Genomic DNA, 17396 nt, shown 5'->3' with positions numbered 1-17396 from the left:
GCCTTATGTGCCGCTCACGTCCAGTTCCGCAATCCTGAGCGACGGCGCGCCGGTTGAACCGAAGAAGCGCAGGTCGCTGCCGACCATATCCACCTTCCTGAAGAGTTCCAAAAGGTTTCCTGCCAGGGCGAGCCCCTTCACCGGATACCGCAATTCCCCATCTTCCACATAGAACCCTGAGGCCCCCACCGAGAAGTCGCCGGTAATGGGGTTTGCCGTATGTATCCCCATCACGTCCGTGATGAACACACCCTTGGCCACGCCGCCGACAAGCGCGCCTGCGTCCGCAGTTCCGGGCTCGATGAAAAGGTTGTTCGCGCCTAACCGGGGGGGGCTCTTGATGGTGCCGCGCTGCGCGTTCCCGGTGGACGCAGCGCCAAGGCGCTTCGCCCAGTAACTGTCGTAGAGGTACCCCTGGAGCACGCCTGCGGTGACGAGGGGCGTATCCTGCTGCGGCACCCCTTCGCCGTCGCAGGGGGCACTCCCCACCCCTCCCTCGAGGACCCCGTTGTCGCGCACCGAGACCAGTTCGGAGAAGATGCGCTCACCTACCCTGCCGGCGAGGAGCGACTTACCCTTGTGCACGCTCTCGGCGAGAAACGAGGTGGTGAGGACGTCGAGGAGGTCGGCCGCCACGCGGTTGTCGAGCACGACCTGGCAGCGCATGGTGGGCATGCTGCGTGCGCCCAGAAGCGCCGTCGCCTTGCGGCCGGCACCGGCGGCGACCTTTTCCGGGTCGATGGCGGCAAAGCTCGGGGCAAAGGCGAAATCCCAGCCGGTCTGGGCATCACCGTCGGCCTCGGCCACGGCGGAAACGCTGCAACTGTTGTAGCTCCCCATCGTGGTTGCATTCAGGCCGTGCGAGTTCCGGACCAGGGTATGGTAGACCGACTCGCCGTAGCTGCACTTTCTGACCCTTTTCACGCGCGGATCGTAGGCGCGCACCAGGCGTTCGAGCTCGAGGGCGCGGCCGATCTTCACCTCCTCGTCAAGAGCCGGGAGTGCGGGATCGTAGAGCCAGGGGAGTTCGGGGTAGGATGCGGCGGGTCCGGGAAGGGTGTACCACGAGTCCGGGCTCTGCATGCGGGCGGCGACCAGGGCCGCGTCCACCATCCGCTCGAGTGCTGCGGGGTCCATCGTGGTGGAGAAGGAGAAGCCGAGACCCTCTCCGACGAGGAGCCGGACCGCCACACCGAAGGGTTCGGCGCAGCGGAAGGCGTCCACCTTCCCCTCTTTCACCTCGATGGCGAGATCCCGCGAGGCGTAGAGCGCGATCTCCCAACCGTCGATGCGCCGCGCCCCGATCAGGCGCTCCACCGTCTCTGCATGCCGGGTGAGTTCCATCAAAGCTCCAGTATCATGGCGATCTCGTCGCAGTCCGGGAACTTCACGCACTTGATGCAGTCACCCCACACCTTGTGCGGGAGCTCGGACTTGTCGGCCACCTTGAAGCCGAACTTTGCGAAGAAATCGGGCTTGTAGGTGAGGCAGAAGAGGCGCTTCAAACCGAGCGATCTCGCCTCGTCGATGCAGGCGCCCACCACCTGGCTCCCGATGCCGCGGCGTCCGACGCTTTCGGCAACCGCCACGGAGCGCACTTCTGCCAGGTCTTCCCAGACGATGTGCAGCGCCGAGGTACCTAGCAGTTGCCCGTCCTCCTCGAAAACGTAGAAGTCGCGCAGCGCCTCGTATAGCTCGGAAAGCGAGCGAGAGAGCATCTCTCCGCGGCTCGCGAAGTTGGTCAACAGTTTCTGAATGTCCTTTACGTCGCCGATTCTGGCCTTTCTGATCATCTTGCCGCCTCCTGAATCATCTCCCTGGCGTGTTCCAGGGTCTTGTCGGTGACGCGCGCGCCTGAAAGCATGCGCGCCACCTCGGCCACCCGTTCCTCTCCTTCCAGGAGTTGGACGCTGGTGGCGGTCCTACCGTGCTCCACACCCTTCTCCACCTTCAGGTGCTGGTCCGCGAAGGCGGCCACCTGCGGGAGATGGGTGATGGCAAGCACCTGCTGTTCGCGCGCCACGCGCTTCAGTTTTTCACCTACGAGCGCCGAGGTCGCCCCGCCTATGCCGGTATCCACCTCGTCGAAGATCAGGGTCGGCACCTCGGAGTCGGGGTGGAGCTGTTTGAGCGCGAGCATGAGGCGTGAGAGTTCGCCCCCCGAGGCGACCTTCACGATCGGCCTGGCCGGCTCGCCCGGGTTCGGGGAGAAGAGGAACTCGGCCCGCTCGAAGCCGAAGGACCTGGGTTCCGCGCTTTTCTCGAAGGAGGTCTCAAAGACGGCATGTTTCATGGCGAGCTCGGAGAGTTCGCGCTCCATCCCCTCCTTGAGCCGTACCGCTCCCGCCTCGCGCGCGCCGGTAAGCTTTTTCCCGAGCGCCGCCAGTTCCCCCTCGAGATCGCTGATGCGCGCCTGCAGCCCCTCGCGGGTCTCGCCCCGGTTGGTGAGGGCGGCGAGTTCCGCGTCGATCTCGGCCTGGTAGGCGAGGATCTCCTCCACCGTGGCGCCGTACTTCTTCTTGAGCCGGTTGATGAGGTCGAGCCGGTCCTCGAGCTCCTCGAGGCGCGCCGGGTCGGAATCGATGCGCGCGGCGTAGTCGCGCAGGGAAAGCGCGGCATCCTCGAGTTGGGCGTAGGCCGTTTCCAGTGCCTGGGCGACCGGCGTCAGGGCCGGGTCGATGCGCCCTGCCTCCACCACCCCCTGGATGACGCCGGTGAGCCCGCCGAGGATGGTGGCGTCGCCGCCGTAGAGCTGATCGAAGGCGCCCTGGGAGACCTCCATGAGCCTGCCGCTGTGGGCAAGACGCACGCGCTCCTCGGAAAGCTCCTCCTCTTCGCCGGAAACGAGCTTCGCGTCGGCGATCTCGCCGCTTTGAAAGGCGATGAGATCCAGGCGCCGCGCCGCCTCACGCTCCCCCTCCTCGAGCGCCTTCAACTCCTGCCTCGCTCCCTGGTACTCCTCGAAGCGGGCGGCGAACTCATGGCGCAGGGGGAGGCTCCCCGCGAAGCCGTCCAGAAGAAGCAGGTGCTGGTCGGTCTTCAAGAGGGTCTGGGCGTCGTGCTGGCCGTAGATGTTTATGAGGCTGCGGCAGACCTCGGCAAGAAGGGCCGTAGTGGCGAGCCCGCCGCCGATGAAGACACGGTTCTTGCCGCCGGGCGCCACCGAGCGCCTCACGAGGAGCTCGCCGTCACACTCGATCCCCGCCGCGGCAAGAGACTTAAGGAGCGCGTCCCGCCCGGTGAGATCGAAGACCGCCTCCACGGAGGCCTCCTTCGCGCCGGAGCGGATCAGGTCCGAGCTGCCGCGCCCCCCTAAGATGAGGTTCACCGCGTCGATGATGATCGACTTTCCCGCGCCGGTCTCGCCGGTCAGGATGTTGAGCCCGGGGCTGAATTCCACGTGGAGTTTATCGATGATGGCGAGGTTGGTGATCTGGAGTTCTCTGAGCACTTACCGTTCACCCCACTTGAGCTTGGTGCGAAGCACCTCGAAGTAGTCCTTGCTGCGGGACTGGATGAGCCGGGTCACGTGCGCGGCCTTGGTGATCTGGACCGTATCGCCGGAGACGAGCTTCATGCCGACCTGCCCGTCGAGGGTGAGGAAGACGGACTCGTCGGGGGCGTACTTGAGCTTTATCGCTATGTGCGCGTCGGCCGCCATGACGAGCGGTCGGTTGGTCAGGGTGTGCGGGCAGATCGGGGTGAGCGAGATGCACTCGAGCTCGGGATGCAGGATCGGCCCGTTCGCGGAGAGGGAGTAGCCGGTCGAACCGGTGGGCGTGGACAGGATGAGGCCGTCGGCCTTGAAGGTGGTCAGGTAGCGGCCGTTCACCGAGGTCTCCATGTCGATGATCCTCGCGAGCGCCCCCTTGTTGATGACCACGTCGTTCAGCACGCGATGCAGCTCGACCACCTCGCCGTCGCGCTCGACACTCGCCATGAGCATCATGCGTTCGCTCACCTCGAAGTCGCCTGCGAGACAGCGCTCTACCGATGGATAAAGCTCGCCCAGGGTGATCTCGGTGAGAAAACCTAAGCTCCCGAGGTTCACCGCGAGGATCGGGACGTCGCGCTCCCCCACGAGCCGGGCCGCCGCGATGAGGGTGCCGTCGCCGCCCAAAACCACGACGAAATCCGCGTCCTGCGCGATGTCGGAGCTTTCCGCGCTCTCGGCCAGCGTCGTGCGCCTGAGACGCCTGGAGAGGTGCTTCTCGACCTGAGCGGTGATGCCCCGGGCAGCAAGCCACTCGATGAGCTCCTCTGCGACCCCGAGACAGCGCGGATCGTGCACTTTGGCGAAAATGGCGATTTTTTTCATCACTGGCCCTTTACTTGTACTGTAATCTAGGATTTACTAGCACAGTTGTTGTATCATGTCCAACGGAAAACTGGGGCGGTGCGGCTGCTCCAGTTGACGCCTTTCCCGTAATAACTACGTGCAGATGCAGGGTGACTCATGACCGAAGAGCAGATCGGTATCAACGAAGAACTAGACGAGCAGATGCTCATCATAAAGTCCTTCCTGGAACACCTGGAATACACACTGGGAAAGGACAAATACTCCGCCACCCCGTATGACAGGTATAACGCTCTCGCCTATGCCGTAAGGGATCATCTTGTTGAGCGTTGGCTCGACACACAGCAGGCCTATTACAATTCCGACAACAAGCGCGTCTATTACATGTCGATGGAATTCCTGATGGGGAGAACCCTCTCCAACAGCCTCATCAACCTGGGCCTCTGGGACGATTTCAAGGACGCGATCACCTCGCTCGGCAACGACTTCGACCTGATCCTCAACGAGGAGCAGGACGCGGGGCTCGGCAACGGCGGCCTCGGACGGCTTGCCGCCTGTTTCCTCGACTCCATGGCCACCATGTCGATTCCCGCATACGGCTACGGCATCCGCTACGAGTACGGGATCTTCAGGCAGCACATCGCCGACGGGGCGCAGGTGGAGATCCCGGACAACTGGCTGCGCTACAGAAACCCCTGGGAGCTCGACCGGCAGGAGCACCTGCACACGGTGAAGTTCTACGGGCGGGTCATCTCGACCTTCGACAAAAACGGCAAGCTCGCGCGCGAATGGGTCGATACCGACGACGTCATGGCCATGGCCTACGACACCCCGATCCCCGGCTACCAGACCCACAGCGTGAATACGCTTAGGCTTTGGAGCGCCAAGTCGAGCCGCGAATTCGACTTGAAGTTCTTCAACGAGGGAAACTACATTCGCGCGGTAGAAAAGAAGATGCAATCGGAGACCATCTCCAAGGTCCTCTACCCCGCCGACAACGTCGTCGAGGGAAAGGAGCTCCGCTTCAAGCAGGAGTACTTCCTCGCCTCGGCCACCGTGCACGACGTCCTGTACCGCTTCAAGAAGAAGCATCGCGACATGAAGCTGCTTCCCGACAAGGTCGCCATCCAGTTGAACGACACCCACCCCACCCTCGCCATCCCCGAGCTGATGCGCGTTCTCATGGACGAGGAAGGGATCGATTGGGACGAGGCGTGGGCGATCACCACGAAGACCTTCGCCTACACGAACCACACCATCCTCCCCGAGGCGCTGGAGCAGTGGCCGGTCTGGTTCTTCGAGCAGATTCTCCCCAGGCACCTGCAGATCATCTACGAGATCAACGAGCAGTTCATGATGGAGATCAAGGCGCGCTTTCCGGGCGAACCCGAACGCCTCACCCGCATGTCCATCGTGGAGGAGCACTGGGAGAGGAAGATACGCATGGCGCACTTAGCCATCGTCGGGAGTCACTCGGTGAACGGCGTCGCCGCGCTGCATACCGAGATCCTGAAAAACGAGCTCTTCCACGACTTCTACGAGATGTACCCGGAGCGCTTCAACAACAAGACCAACGGCATCACGCAGAGACGCTGGCTCAAGATGTCCAACCCCGCCCTCTCCTCCCTCATCGACGAGTACATAGGCGACGGCTGGACCAAGAACCTCTTCGAGCTCGAGAAGCTGCGCGCCATCGCGGGGGACCCGGAGTTCCTCGGGCGCTGGCAGCAGGTGAAGCGGGGGAACAAGGAGGACCTTTGCCGCTACATCAAGCAGCATAACGACATCGACGTCGACCCCGACTCGATGTTCGACGTGCAGGTGAAGAGGATCCACGAGTACAAGCGCCAGCTTTTGAACGTGCTGCACGTGATCACACTTTTCAACCGCATCAAGGACGACCCGGCGCGGGACGTGGCCCCCCGTACCTTCATCTTCGCAGGGAAGGCGGCTCCGTCCTACGCGGCGGCGAAGCTCATCATAAGGCTCATCAACGCGGTAGCCGCGGTGGTGAACCACGACCCGGACGTGGCGGGCAGGATCAAGGTGGTGTTCCTCGCCAACTACGGCGTTTCCCTTGCGGAAAAGATCTTCCCCGCCTCCGACCTCTCCGAACAGATCTCCACCGCCGGGACCGAGGCGTCAGGGACCGGCAACATGAAGTTCGCCCTGAACGGCGCGCTCACCATAGGCACCCTGGATGGCGCCAACATCGAGATCATGGAAGAGGTGGGTCGCGAAAACATCTTCATCTTCGGCATGACCGCGGCCGAAGTGATGCAGCTGCGCGAGCGCGGCTACAATCCGCGGGAATACTACAACGGCAACCGGGAACTGAAACGTGTCATCGACATGATCTCCTCGGGGTTCTTCTCCCCGTGGGCTCCCGACCTTTTCACCCCGCTCACCGACTCGCTTCTGGACCTCGGCGACCACTACATGCTCCTGGCCGACTACGCCTCGTACGTCGCCTGTCACGAGCAGGTGGCCGCGCTTTTCAGGGACCAGCGCGAGTGGGCGCGGCGCGCGATTCTGAACTGCGCCGGCATGGGTAAATTCTCCAGCGACAGGACCATCGACGAGTACGCCAGAGAGATCTGGGGCATCAAACCGATCGACATCCGCCCGGGGGCCGTGGAACTACAGAGGCTCTGATTGGATCTATTCAACGGCAACCAAGAACAATTCGCGCCGCTTGCCGAGCGCATGCGGCCGCGCACCATCTCCGAATATCTGGGGCAAGGTCACCTTCTGGGCGAAGGGAAGATGCTCAGAAGGCTCATCGAGAGCGACAGGATCACCTCCCTCATCTTCTGGGGCCCGCCCGGCTCCGGCAAGACCACCCTCGCCCGCATCATCGCGGGAGCCACCAAGAGCCACTTCATCTTCTTCTCCGCCATCATGAACGGGATAAAGGAGATCCGCGAGGTGGTCAAGGAGGCTGAGGAAGCCCTCAAGTACCAGGGGAAGCGGACCATCCTCTTCGTGGACGAAATCCACCGCTTCAACAAGAGCCAGCAGGACGCCTTCCTTCCTTACGTGGAACGCGGCACCTTCACCATGATCGGCGCCACCACGGAAAACCCCTCTTTCGAGGTGATCGCGCCGCTTTTGTCGCGCTGCAAGGTGCTCGTTTTGCACCCGCTTTCCGACGAGGACATCCTCGAGATCCTCAAGGGGGCGTTAGCCGACGAGGAGCGGGGACTGGGCGCCGCCGGCCTCACCGCGGCCGATGAGGCGCTCGCCTTCATCGCCGAGCAGGCAGGGGGTGACGCGAGGATCGCGCTGAACACCCTGGACATGGCGGCCCGCCTCGCCCAGGACGGGACCATCACCCTGGAGACGGCGCGCGACGCGCTGCAGAAAAAACCGCTGCTCTACGACAAAGGGGGCGAGGAGCACTACAACGTCATCTCCGCCTTCATAAAGTCCATGCGCGGCTCGGACCCGGACGCGGCCCTCTATTGGCTCGCGCGCATGTTGGAAGCGGGCGAGGACCCGATCTTCATCCTGAGGCGCATGGTGATCTTCGCTTCGGAAGACGTGGGAAACGCCGACCCGCGCGGGCTGCAGATGGCGGTTTCTGCGCTCGATGCGTTCCGTCTGGTCGGCATGCCGGAGGGGAGGATCATCCTCGGCCAGGCGGTCACCTACCTGGCCACCGCGCCGAAATCCAACGCGAGCTACGCCGGGATCAACGAGGCGCTCGCCGAGGTGAGAAAGTCCGGAGGGCTTCCGGTACCGATGCAGGTCCGCAACGCGCCGACCAAGCTGATGAAAGGCTTAGGTTACGGGAAGGGTTACCTCTACCCGCACGACCACAAGGACGGCATCGTGGTGCAGGACTACCTGCCGGAAGAGCTAGCCGGGAGGCGCTTTTACACACCCAAGGCCTCCGGCTATGAAAAGAGCATCAAGGAGAGAATGGAGTGGATCAGGGGAGAGCGGGAGAAGGCCTAGCGGCGCCTTGCCGCTGTCGTTGAAAACGATTCCCCGCATGTTATATTCAACCCTGGCCTGGAGGCCCCCTCTCGCAGAGGGAAACGTCAAGGGCGGCAACAGCAAAGCGGAGCGACAGATGAAGAGGATAGGGATTCTGACAAGCGGCGGCGACTGCTCCGGCATGAACGCCACCATTCGGAGCGCGACCCGCACAGCCCTCGCACGCGGCGTGCAGGTTGTGGGTTTCCGCAAGGGGTACGCCGGGCTTTTAAAAGGTGACTTCATCGAGATGACGACCAGAGAGGTCGCCGGCATCCTGCACCGCGGCGGCACCTTTCTGCAGTCGGCGCGCAGCGAGGAGTTCCGCACCGTGCTCGGACGCGAGAAGGCGGTGCGGCACCTGCAGGATTTCGGGGTGGAAGGGCTCGTCGTGATCGGAGGGGACGGTTCCTTAAACGGCGCGCTCGCCCTGCACAAGCTCGGGGTCCCGGTGATCGGCGTACCGGCGAGCATCGACAACGACATAGCCTTCACCGACATGGCGCTCGGCGTCGACACCGCGCTCAACAACATCATCTACGCCGTCGACTGCATCAAGGATACGGCAAGCTCACACGACCGCGCCTTCGTCATCGAGGTGATGGGGAGAAACTCGGGCTACCTGGCCAGCATGTCCGCCATAGCCACCGGGGCCGAGTACGCCATCATACCCGAGGTAGAGCACGACGTGGCTGACCTTTGCAACCAGTTGCGCAGGCGCTATGAGGAGGGCCGCAGCAACGCCATCATCATCCTGGCCGAGGGGGCCGGGCGCGCCCAGAACATCGCCGACAACATCAAGGACGCCATCGGCTTCGAGACCAGGGTGACCGTGCTCGGCCACTACCAGCGCGGCGGAGCCCCGTCGGTTTTCGACCGGCTGCTTGGGAGCCGTTTCGGCAATGCCGCGGTCGAGCAGCTTTTGGCCGGAGAGATGGGGAAGATGGTGGGGCTTTGCTGCGGCGAGATCTGCAGTACGTTACTTGAGACCGTGGTGGTGAGCGAGAAGACGACCCAGGACGAGCTGCACGAGCTGTCAAAGATCCTGGGTATCTGACAAGAAGCCGCGCACAGAAAAAAGGCCGTGCCACCGGTATGATCCGGGGCACGGCCTTTTGTTTTGCCGGTACGGCAGTGGCCGTGCCTTCAGCGCAGCCCGATGCGACCCAGCGCGATGCCGAGCCACTTGTTCAGGAAATGGTCGCGCGACAGGAAGCGAAGCGGGGGCGGTTTGCGGGTCCCGAGTTTGCCGAGAAGGGTAACGATCTCTTCGCTCCCACCGACACCCATCCCTTGCCTCAGCACCTCGATGGCCTGCAGCTTGTTGCCGGCGACCTGGTGCACCCGGGCGAGGTTCAGGTAATGCACCGGGTTCTGCGGTTCGTGCTCCAGCGAGGCGAGGCAAAACTCGGCTCCCTTTTTCACCTGCCCTCTCTCCTTGGCGATGCAAAAGCCGAGGTAGGAGTGGAGCTGCGGGTTGTCACCGAGCTTCAGTACGCGCTCCAACTGGGCGAGCGCGGACGAAATCTCCCCTGCGGAAAAAGCGCAAAGGGCGCGGCTGGTCAGCTTCAGCGCATCTTCCTGCGGCACGGGCTCCATAGATCAACCTCCGGGTTAAAGCAGTGACAGCAGATCCTGGTGTTTCTCTATCCTCAGTGGGGCGGGAAAATCGCCGCGGTACGAGACGAAGCGGACGCCGGCTCCTTCGGCAGCGCGCTGGTCTACCTCGGAGTCCCCGATGAAGATGGCCTCCTCCGGGGCTATTCCGTAATGCTCCAGCACCTTGAACACCGGCTCCGGGTGCGGCTTCGGGTTTTTCACCAGCGCCGCGGTCATGACGAGGCTGAAATAGCCGTCCAGCCCGAAAGTGGAGAGAAGGGCCTCCATGGAACTTGAGCGGTTGGTGCAGACGGCAAGTTCCACCCGCCCTTTCAAGGCGTCGAGCGTTTCGCGCAGCCCCTCTTCCATCACCATGAGCGGGAAGAGCTTGCGGTAATCGAGGCTGGCCGAAAAGGCACGTACCTCGTCCATGCGCTCCTCGCCGGCGAAGATGTGTTCCAGGACGACCTTGTTGCTGTAAGTGTGCAGGATGCGCATCGTCTCTTCGTCGGCCCGGTCGAGCGGCGGCCTGCCGAAGCGCTCCAGTATCAGGTGGTAGAAGGCGTAGTTCGCCTCGAAGGAGTCGAAGAGGACGCCGTCGCAGTCGTAGATGACCGCCTTGATGCCGTTGTTCAAGTCATTCTCCACGGGAAGGCTCACCCTCCCCCGTCCCCATCTGTTCGAGGTATTCCTGCCACTCGATGGGGAGCATGTGCTTCTTCTTGTTGTTGCATTCCTTGCAGCAGGGGACCACGTTGCCCCGCGCGGATTTGCCGCCGCGGATCACCGGCACGATATGGTCCATCGAAAGCTGGTCGGGGGAGAACTTCCCGCGGCACCAGTGACACACCCCCTTGGCAACCCGGTTCTTCCACCACTGGGTGCGCCTCAGCTCACGCCCCTTCTCGCGTTCGCGCCGGATCTCCTCCTCGGAGACCTCGATGATGAAGTAATCCATCCCCTTCCCTAACTCCTCACGCCCAGGCGGTAGCTGTCGATCGCCGCACGCGCGAGTTCGTCGCAGCGCTCGTTCTCGACGTGGCCGTTGTGGCCGCGCACCCAGACCCAGGTGATCCTGTGCGTCTTGGAGAGGGCCATGAGGCGCTCCCAGAGTTCCCGGTTCAGCACCGGCTCCTTCTTCGAGTTGACCCACCCGCGCTTAACCCAGCCGTGGATCCACTCGGTCATCCCCTTTACCAGGTATTGGGAGTCGGTGGTGACGACCACGTCGCAGGGACGTGTGAGCGCCTCGAGGGCACCGATAGCCGCGCTCATCTCCATGCGGTTGTTGGTGGTTTCCCCGTCGGCCCCGGAAAGCTCCTTCACCTTGTCGCCGTAGCGCAGGATGCTGCCCCATCCGCCGACGCCGGGGTTGCCGCTGCAGGCGCCGTCACAGAAGATCTCAACTTGCATAAGGCGCCCCCCCTTGCCGTTCAATCAGTTCGGCAATGGCGGCCATCACCCGGTCGACGATGAGCTGATGCGTCTCCTTGCAGTCCTCCAACTGGTACAGATCGGTGAAGTCGAGCGGCGCTCCGAAGGAGACACTCCCCTGCAGCCCCAACCCGGGGAACTTCCACCGGTTGATGCCGACCAGGGCGGTAGGTATGACATGCGGCCTCGTGTCGTAAATGATCTTCCCGACGCCGCGGTTACCCTTGCCGAGGACGCCGTCCTTATGGCGGGTCCCCTCGGGAAAAAGCATCACCTTCTGATCGGCCAAGAGAGCGTTGATCTGTTTCCCGGCCCGGACGTCACGCCCGCGCTTCACCGGGAAGGCACCCCAGGAGCGGTAAATGAGACCGGGAAACGGCTTCTCGAAGAGCTCCTCCTTGGCGGGAGCCCACAGCATCTGCATAGGGTGGCTGCGGATGACAGCCCAGGGGAGGAAAACCGTGTCGTAAGCGGAGATGTGGTTGGAAGCGATGAGCACGCCGCCACTGCCTGGGATCGCCTCGCCCCCCAGGATGCGGAAGCGGTTGAGATACGAAGCGTAGAAGCCGATCACCCAGATGGAGAACGTCACCCAGAAGCGGCGTAAAAATGAGACCTTCAAGAAGATAACCTCTTCATCACGTGGATTTCATTACGAAGAATGGGTATAGCACGAATGCCGGACCCGGGGCAACCGTTTCGAGCCCCTCTACCCGGGGAGAGTGAAGTAGAAGCTCGCCCCCTTCCCAGGCTCGCCCTCTGCCCAGATGCGGCCGTTGTGGCGGCGCACGATGCGGCGCACGGTGGCGAGCCCAAGACCGGTGCCAGGAAAGTCGCGGTAGCTATGAAGCCGCTTGAAAGGCTGGAACAGTTGGTCGGCGCGTGTGCCGTCAAAACCGGCTCCGTTGTCACGTACGAAAAAGACCGTTTCCCCGGAGTCGTCGGCCGTGGTGCCGAGCTCGACGGCAGGGGCCGGCATGCCGGAAGTGTACTTCCAGGCGTTCGACAGCAGGTTTTCCAGCACCACGCGGATGAGGCTCGCATCGCCGTTGGCGACCAGTCGCTCCGGAAGCTGGAAGGAGACCGGGTGCCCCTCGTAGTCCTGACGCAGTCGTGCCGCGATCTCAAGAGCAACCGGGACGAGGTCCAACTCGCCGCGTTCGATCTCCACCTGGGTCACGCGGCAAAGAACCATGAGGGAGTCGAGCAATTCCTCCATCTGGACGCAGCCGTCGTGCACAAGGTCGACGAAGAACCGGCCGTTGTCGTCCAGAAGCTCGCGGTACCCCTTCAGCTCCTGGGCTGAGCTGTAGACGCGGGTAAGCGGCGCCCGCAGGTCATGGGAGATTGCCTGGCAGAAGGATTCCAGCTCCTGGTTGGTCTGTTTGAGCTCCTGCGCCTGCCGGGTCAGGGCAGCGTTCAGTTCGATCGCCTCACGCTCGGCGCTCTTCCGCGCAGTGATGTCGCGGACCACCTCGATTCCGTACAGTGGCGTTCCGTCGCCGGTACGCAGCGCCGAACCGATGATTTCGACATAACCGCCCGTCGCGGAGGTCCCTGGTCCGAGCTCGCTGCGGTGCACCTGACCATCCTCGAAGGCGGCCGTAAGATGGCAGTCCTCGCACACCGTGCTTCTTTTACGGTACGCCTCATAACAAGGGCGCCCGACGCTGTACCCTGTCAACTCCTGGTGCGCGCGGTTCTGGTAGATGACGTTCAGGTCCGGGTCCTGGATGGAAATGGCATCCCCCATCGCCTCGACGATACCTTCAAGCTTCGCCCGCTCCCGCTCGGCCTTGTCGAGCGCCTGCTGCAGGGCATCCTCAAGGCGAGTCTCGATACGGTGCGACCTGCGTGAGTACAAAAGCAGACAGCAAACGAGAAAGAGAATCAAGGCGAAATCGGAAATCTCGTGGGGATCGGGGTGTAACAGGAACTCGAGGAAGGTGCGGTTTCCCTGAATCAGGAAGTCCATGACCGCGTCGGCAAGCCAAAAAGTGAAGATAAGCAGGGCACCAAGGAGCGCCTGGCAGACAAACGATGTGGCACCCGGTTCACCAAGCCGGGTTAATCGGGACAACTTACGCACTAATTCCATACACCCTCGATCCCCGTGCCGCAGCCGGGACAGCGGCCGCCTGAGAGGAGGTTCTTCTCCACCAGGTAGCCGTACCTCTTTATCAGGAGCAACCTGCAACCGGGGCAGTAGCTGCTCTCTCCACCTTCCCCGGCAACGTTTCCTTCGTACACGTAACGAAGGCCGGCGTCAAGGCCTATCCGGCTTGCCATCCTCAGCGTCTCCACCGGGGTGCGGGGCTGGTCGGTCAGCCGGTGCGTAGGATAGAACTGGGTTACGTGCCAAGGCGTCTCGACCCCGACCTCCGACGCGATGAATCGCGCCAGATCGCGCAGCTCCCCCTCGGAGTCGTTGCGGTTCGGTATTACCAGGGTAGTAAGTTCAACCCAGATGCCGTGCCTCTTGTAATCCAGGATGCAATCGAGAACCTCGGCGAGCGAAGCCCCCACCACATCGCGGTAGAAGGACTCGGTAAACCCCTTGAGATCTATATTGGCGGCATCGAGGAATGGGGCGATGGCGGCGAGGGCCTCGGCGGTGATATAGCCGTTGGTGACAAAGACGTTTTTCAACCCTGCTGCCTTGGCAAGCCGCGCGGTCTCGTAGGCGTACTCGAAGAAGATGGTCGGTTCAGTGTAGGTGTAGGCGATGGAACGGCACCCGGTGGCGATAGCCCGCTTGACAACGGTCTCGGGGGGGACAAAGCTCCCCGAGCGTTCGACGCTCGCTTCGTCGGGCTGGGCGATGGTGTAATTCTGGCAGTGCAGGCAGCGGAAATTGCATCCCACCGTGGCGACGGAGTAGGAGCGGCTCCCGGGAAGCAGGTGGAAAAACGGCTTCTTCTCGATGGGATCCACGTGCTCGGCCACGAGGTTGCCGTACACCAGAGAGTACAGGGTCCCTTCGCGGTTTTCCCGGACGCGGCAACGCCCACGCTGCCCGTTGCTGATGAGGCATCCAAAACGGCACAGCCCGCAGCGCACCCTACCCCCGTCCAGCTTTTGGTAGAACATCGCCTCTTTCATGCCGCCTCCCTTGTTGTGTCAAGGCAAAATTAACAGCGGCCAATAGTACCATTAACGCAAAAAAAATTCCAGCGCAAATTTAGCGACATCCGCCGTTGCCGGCAAAAGTAACGCGATGCCGTATACGCGGACACAAACCGGTGTTCCACAAGCACCAGGTGGAAAAAAAAAGTTGAAGAAGCCACTCATTTACGCAAAGGTAAACCTAGTTCTTCAAAAATGTCATACCTTTGTTTTATATCGGTAAATGCCATTAAATTACGCAACGTTACGACAAGATTAGGAGAACTTATCTCCGAAAAAGAGAGGGATGTTTTAAAATGAAGGCTCGTAACGGCGGGGGTGCATAAAAGCTAAACTACTGTTTTAGGTCATTTTTTCGGAAAATTAGCACTTGACCGACCACGCATGTTCTATATATTGTCAAAATCAAAATACCCCCAACGTAGGAGAAACAAAACATGGAATGCCCGCACTGCAGCAACAAAATCGGAATCGAGATCGACATGCATTCCGACGGTTACGCGAAAGACCTTCTGGAATGCAACTCTTGTGGCACCATCTGGCTTGAGAAGGCCAGCAAGATCATCACGGTGAACAGGAAAGCGGCCTAAACGGGAAAGGGGGCGCCCCAGGCGCCCCCCCTCCGATTCCTTCCTCGAATAATTCCCCACTCACCCCGGGAGCGAAGCAACCTCGGGCACCACTTGACGCTCACCCGCAGCCATCCCCTCGAAAAAGTCGTCGTACACCGGAGCAAGATGCGTCCAGTCGTAACGCGAAACGTGCCGATCCAGCCGCGCACGCTCATCGTCCGGCTGTTTTAAAATCGACCTGAGCCGATCCGCCAGAGTCTCGTCCTCGCGGTACAGAACATGAGAGGACAAGTGCTGCGGTACGTGCTCGGGGTAGGCAAGCCGGTCCGGCAGCAAAGGAACGCAGCCGCAGTAAAGCGCCTGCACCACGCTCGCGCCGAAGAACTCCTGACGCGAGGTGACCGGCAGCACGTCACCCCGCCAGAGCCACTTCGCGTATTCGGCGAAGCTCTCCTGGTATCCCCACTGCACCACGCGTCCCCCGAGGCGCCGACGCGCCTTCTCGAACGCCTCGGGCACTCTCCCGAAAGACTCCCCAAGCACCGCGACCTCGAAAGGCACCCCCTCGTCGTCCAGCTGGCAAAGCGCATCGAAGAAGGGCTCCGGGGCCTTGTCGAATTCCCAGCGGTGATTCCAGAGCAAAAGGGGCACCTTCTTCCCGACGGCATCGGCCGGGCGGTGCGCATCGAAGCGGCCCAGATCGAGCCCGAGCGGCAGCACGCGGCTCTTGGCGGCGATCTCCCCCACCGAGTCGAGATCGACGGCATCCGGGAAGCGCCGCAGAAAGTCGGGGAGCGCGCCGAGGAAGGAGTCCATGTGATAGCGGGAGTTGAAGAGGACCGCATCAGCCGCCAGGGCGCTTACGTAGTTGATGAAGGCGTAGTGCAGGTCGCGCTGGCGGGATGGGTCGGGGTCGCCGGGGGACCATGGGTAGGTGAGCTGATTCTCGTGGAAATAGATGGCGCTCGGGCAGCCGTCGGCAAGAGGCCTGGCGAGCGCAAGGAAAGTGGTGAGGTCGAGCATGTCGGTCGCGAGGATCAGGTCCGGACGCCTGCCCCCTTCGAGAAAGCGCGAGGCGAGCGTCACCGCGCCGCCGTGCATGCGCCACTTCCAGTTGCGGCCGGCGAGCGTTAAGAGTTCCACCTCGTGGCGGGAGTGTGCCGCGTATTCCCTGGCCCAGGCGGCGTGCGACCCGGTGCAATAAGGCTCGACGAGGACGATGTGCATGTTTGGCCTCCTGCGGCGGGAAAGCCGCCTCAGAACATGAAGCGGCGCATGCTGATGTTGAGCAGGATTCCGACGCCGACCATCGAGGTCACCATGGAGGTGCCGCCGTAGGAGAAAAACGGCAGCGGCACGCCGACCACGGGCATGAGCCCGATCACCATCCCCATGTTGATGACGATGTGCCAGAAGAGCATCGCGGTGACGCCTACGGCGAGCAGCGAACCGAAACGGTCGTTGCACCTCTTGGCGATGCCGAGCCCCCAGAGGATCAGGAACAGGTAGAGGGCGAGCATGAGGAGGCATCCGATGAAACCCCATTCCTCGGCGAAAACGGAGAAGGCGAAGTCGGTGTGCTGCTCCGGAAGGAAGCGGAGCTGGGACTGGGTCCCCTGCATGAACCCCTTGCCGAGAGTTGCGCCGGAGCCGACGGCGATCTTGCTCTGGATGATGTGGTAGCCGCTCCCCAGCGGGTCGAGATCGGGGTTCAGGAAGTTATAGACGCGCTTTTTCTGGTAGTCGTGCAGCAGGAACTGCCAGGCGACGACGACGACGGGGACCGCGGCGGCGAAGAGCGAGCCAAGCGCGGACCAGCGCACGCCTACGAAGAGGAGCATGGTACCTGCGATGAGCGAGACGAGGATCGCGGTACCTAGGTCGGGCTGCTTCATGATCAGCGCGGCAGGAACCCCTAGAAGCAGCAGCGGGTATACCAGCTCCTTGAGGGTCAGCCCCTTGAAGACGGGATAGCGGCTGAAGAAGCGGGCAAAGGTCATGATGATGACGATCTTCATCGGCTCGGAGGGCTGCATGTTGAAAAAGCCGAAGCTGATCCAGCGGGTCGCACCCATCGTGGTCTTGCCGGCGACGAGGACGAGCAGGAGCAGGATGACGACACCCCCGTAGAGCCAGTAGGCGAAGTCCTCGAGCATGTGGTAGTCGAGGCTGCAGACGGTGAGGCTCAGCAAAAGGCCGGCGAAGATCCAGTAGAGCTGCTTTATGTAGTACGGCGTGCCGATGTCCCGGTAGGAGGACGAGGCGCTGTATATGTTGATAACCCCGAAGGCGGTGATGAGAAGCACCAAGCCCAGGAGGGTCCAGTCGAAGTTTGTGAATAGTCGTCTATCGAACATCTCTTCCTCGTATGGTTCAGCGTAGCGGCA

Annotated in this window: 17 protein-coding genes; 4 read left to right on the top strand and 13 right to left on the bottom strand. The window is 62.2% G+C overall.

What is annotated here, in order from left to right:
* Positions 1-3: 3 nt before the first annotated feature.
* Genes E8L22_RS10870 through E8L22_RS10855 form a run of 4 tightly spaced genes read right to left on the bottom strand, consistent with a single transcriptional unit; the run spans position 4 to position 4318 of the window.
* Positions 4-1344 (bottom strand): TldD/PmbA family protein, encoded by a 1341-nt coding sequence (locus E8L22_RS10870; RefSeq protein ID WP_136525199.1) that lies wholly within the window; start codon positions 1342-1344, stop codon positions 4-6.
* Positions 1344-1793, bottom strand: a complete 450-nt coding sequence (locus E8L22_RS10865) for an N-acetyltransferase (RefSeq protein WP_129125610.1) — start codon at positions 1791-1793, stop codon at positions 1344-1346. The genes E8L22_RS10870 and E8L22_RS10865 overlap by 1 nt, the downstream gene beginning before the upstream one ends.
* Positions 1790-3451, bottom strand: coding sequence for a DNA repair protein RecN (gene recN / locus E8L22_RS10860; RefSeq protein WP_136525198.1), 1662 nt, complete (start codon positions 3449-3451; stop codon positions 1790-1792). Before recN ends, E8L22_RS10865 begins: the two co-directional genes overlap by 4 nt.
* Positions 3452-4318 carry an NAD(+)/NADH kinase gene (locus E8L22_RS10855; protein ID WP_136525197.1) on the bottom strand — a complete coding sequence of 289 codons (867 nt, stop codon included), beginning with the start codon at positions 4316-4318 and terminating at the stop codon, positions 3452-3454. It abuts the gene before it with no gap.
* A gap of 138 nt (positions 4319-4456) precedes the next feature.
* Between E8L22_RS10855 and E8L22_RS10850 the strand changes: the two genes are divergently transcribed.
* From E8L22_RS10850 to pfkA, 3 genes are all read left to right on the top strand, one after another.
* Positions 4457-6952 carry a glycogen/starch/alpha-glucan phosphorylase gene (locus E8L22_RS10850; RefSeq protein WP_136525196.1) on the top strand — a complete coding sequence of 832 codons (2496 nt, stop codon included), beginning with the start codon at positions 4457-4459 and terminating at the stop codon, positions 6950-6952.
* Between the two features lie 51 nt (positions 6953-7003).
* Entirely contained in the window at positions 7004-8257 is a 1254-nt protein-coding gene (locus E8L22_RS10845; RefSeq protein ID WP_136526090.1) for a replication-associated recombination protein A, read from the top strand.
* A gap of 118 nt (positions 8258-8375) precedes the next feature.
* Entirely contained in the window at positions 8376-9335 is a 960-nt protein-coding gene (gene pfkA / locus E8L22_RS10840; protein WP_136525195.1) for a 6-phosphofructokinase, read from the top strand.
* A gap of 89 nt (positions 9336-9424) precedes the next feature.
* Here the strand turns inward: pfkA and E8L22_RS10835 are convergent, their stop codons facing one another.
* The 7 genes from E8L22_RS10835 to amrS all read right to left on the bottom strand — a co-directional run bounded on the left by E8L22_RS10835 (position 9425) and on the right by amrS (position 14413).
* On the bottom strand, positions 9425-9877 hold the full coding sequence (locus E8L22_RS10835) for a tetratricopeptide repeat protein (RefSeq protein ID WP_136525194.1): 453 nt from the start codon (positions 9875-9877) through the stop codon (positions 9425-9427).
* Positions 9878-9892: 15 nt separating this feature from the next.
* Positions 9893-10513 (bottom strand): HAD family hydrolase, encoded by a 621-nt coding sequence (locus E8L22_RS10830; RefSeq protein WP_136525193.1) that lies wholly within the window; start codon positions 10511-10513, stop codon positions 9893-9895.
* Position 10514: 1 nt separating this feature from the next.
* Positions 10515-10835, bottom strand: coding sequence for an HNH endonuclease (locus E8L22_RS10825; protein ID WP_129125617.1), 321 nt, complete (start codon positions 10833-10835; stop codon positions 10515-10517).
* Positions 10836-10843: 8 nt separating this feature from the next.
* On the bottom strand, positions 10844-11290 hold the full coding sequence (gene rnhA, locus E8L22_RS10820) for a ribonuclease HI (protein WP_136525192.1): 447 nt from the start codon (positions 11288-11290) through the stop codon (positions 10844-10846).
* Positions 11280-11933, bottom strand: a complete 654-nt coding sequence (locus tag E8L22_RS10815; RefSeq protein ID WP_136525191.1) for a lysophospholipid acyltransferase family protein — start codon at positions 11931-11933, stop codon at positions 11280-11282. Before E8L22_RS10815 ends, rnhA begins: the two co-directional genes overlap by 11 nt.
* A gap of 87 nt (positions 11934-12020) precedes the next feature.
* Positions 12021-13409: a sensor histidine kinase gene (locus tag E8L22_RS10810; protein ID WP_136525190.1), complete on the bottom strand. Its 1389-nt coding sequence runs from the start codon at positions 13407-13409 to the stop codon at positions 12021-12023.
* The gene (gene amrS, locus E8L22_RS10805) at positions 13400-14413 is read right to left on the bottom strand and encodes an AmmeMemoRadiSam system radical SAM enzyme (protein WP_136525189.1); all 1014 of its coding nucleotides are present in this window, start codon (positions 14411-14413) and stop codon (positions 13400-13402) included. Before amrS ends, E8L22_RS10810 begins: the two co-directional genes overlap by 10 nt.
* A gap of 461 nt (positions 14414-14874) precedes the next feature.
* On the opposite strand from amrS, the gene E8L22_RS21530 reads away from it, so the two are divergent.
* On the top strand, positions 14875-15027 hold the full coding sequence (locus E8L22_RS21530; RefSeq protein WP_198419417.1) for a hypothetical protein: 153 nt from the start codon (positions 14875-14877) through the stop codon (positions 15025-15027).
* 60 nt (positions 15028-15087) lie between these two features.
* Here E8L22_RS21530 and E8L22_RS10800 read toward each other — a convergent pair whose 3' ends face one another.
* Positions 15088-16236: a tRNA-queuosine alpha-mannosyltransferase domain-containing protein gene (locus tag E8L22_RS10800; protein WP_136525188.1), complete on the bottom strand. Its 1149-nt coding sequence runs from the start codon at positions 16234-16236 to the stop codon at positions 15088-15090.
* 29 nt (positions 16237-16265) lie between these two features.
* The gene (rodA, locus tag E8L22_RS10795) at positions 16266-17366 is read right to left on the bottom strand and encodes a rod shape-determining protein RodA (RefSeq protein ID WP_136525187.1); all 1101 of its coding nucleotides are present in this window, start codon (positions 17364-17366) and stop codon (positions 16266-16268) included.
* Positions 17367-17396: the final 30 nt, after the last annotated feature.

The sequence above is a fragment of the Geomonas ferrireducens genome, from assembly GCF_004917065.1.
GTDB lineage: Bacteria > Desulfobacterota > Desulfuromonadia > Geobacterales > Geobacteraceae > Geomonas > Geomonas ferrireducens.
The sequence above is the reverse complement of the archived record's forward strand: the minus strand, read 5'-3'. Positions and strand labels throughout refer to the sequence as shown.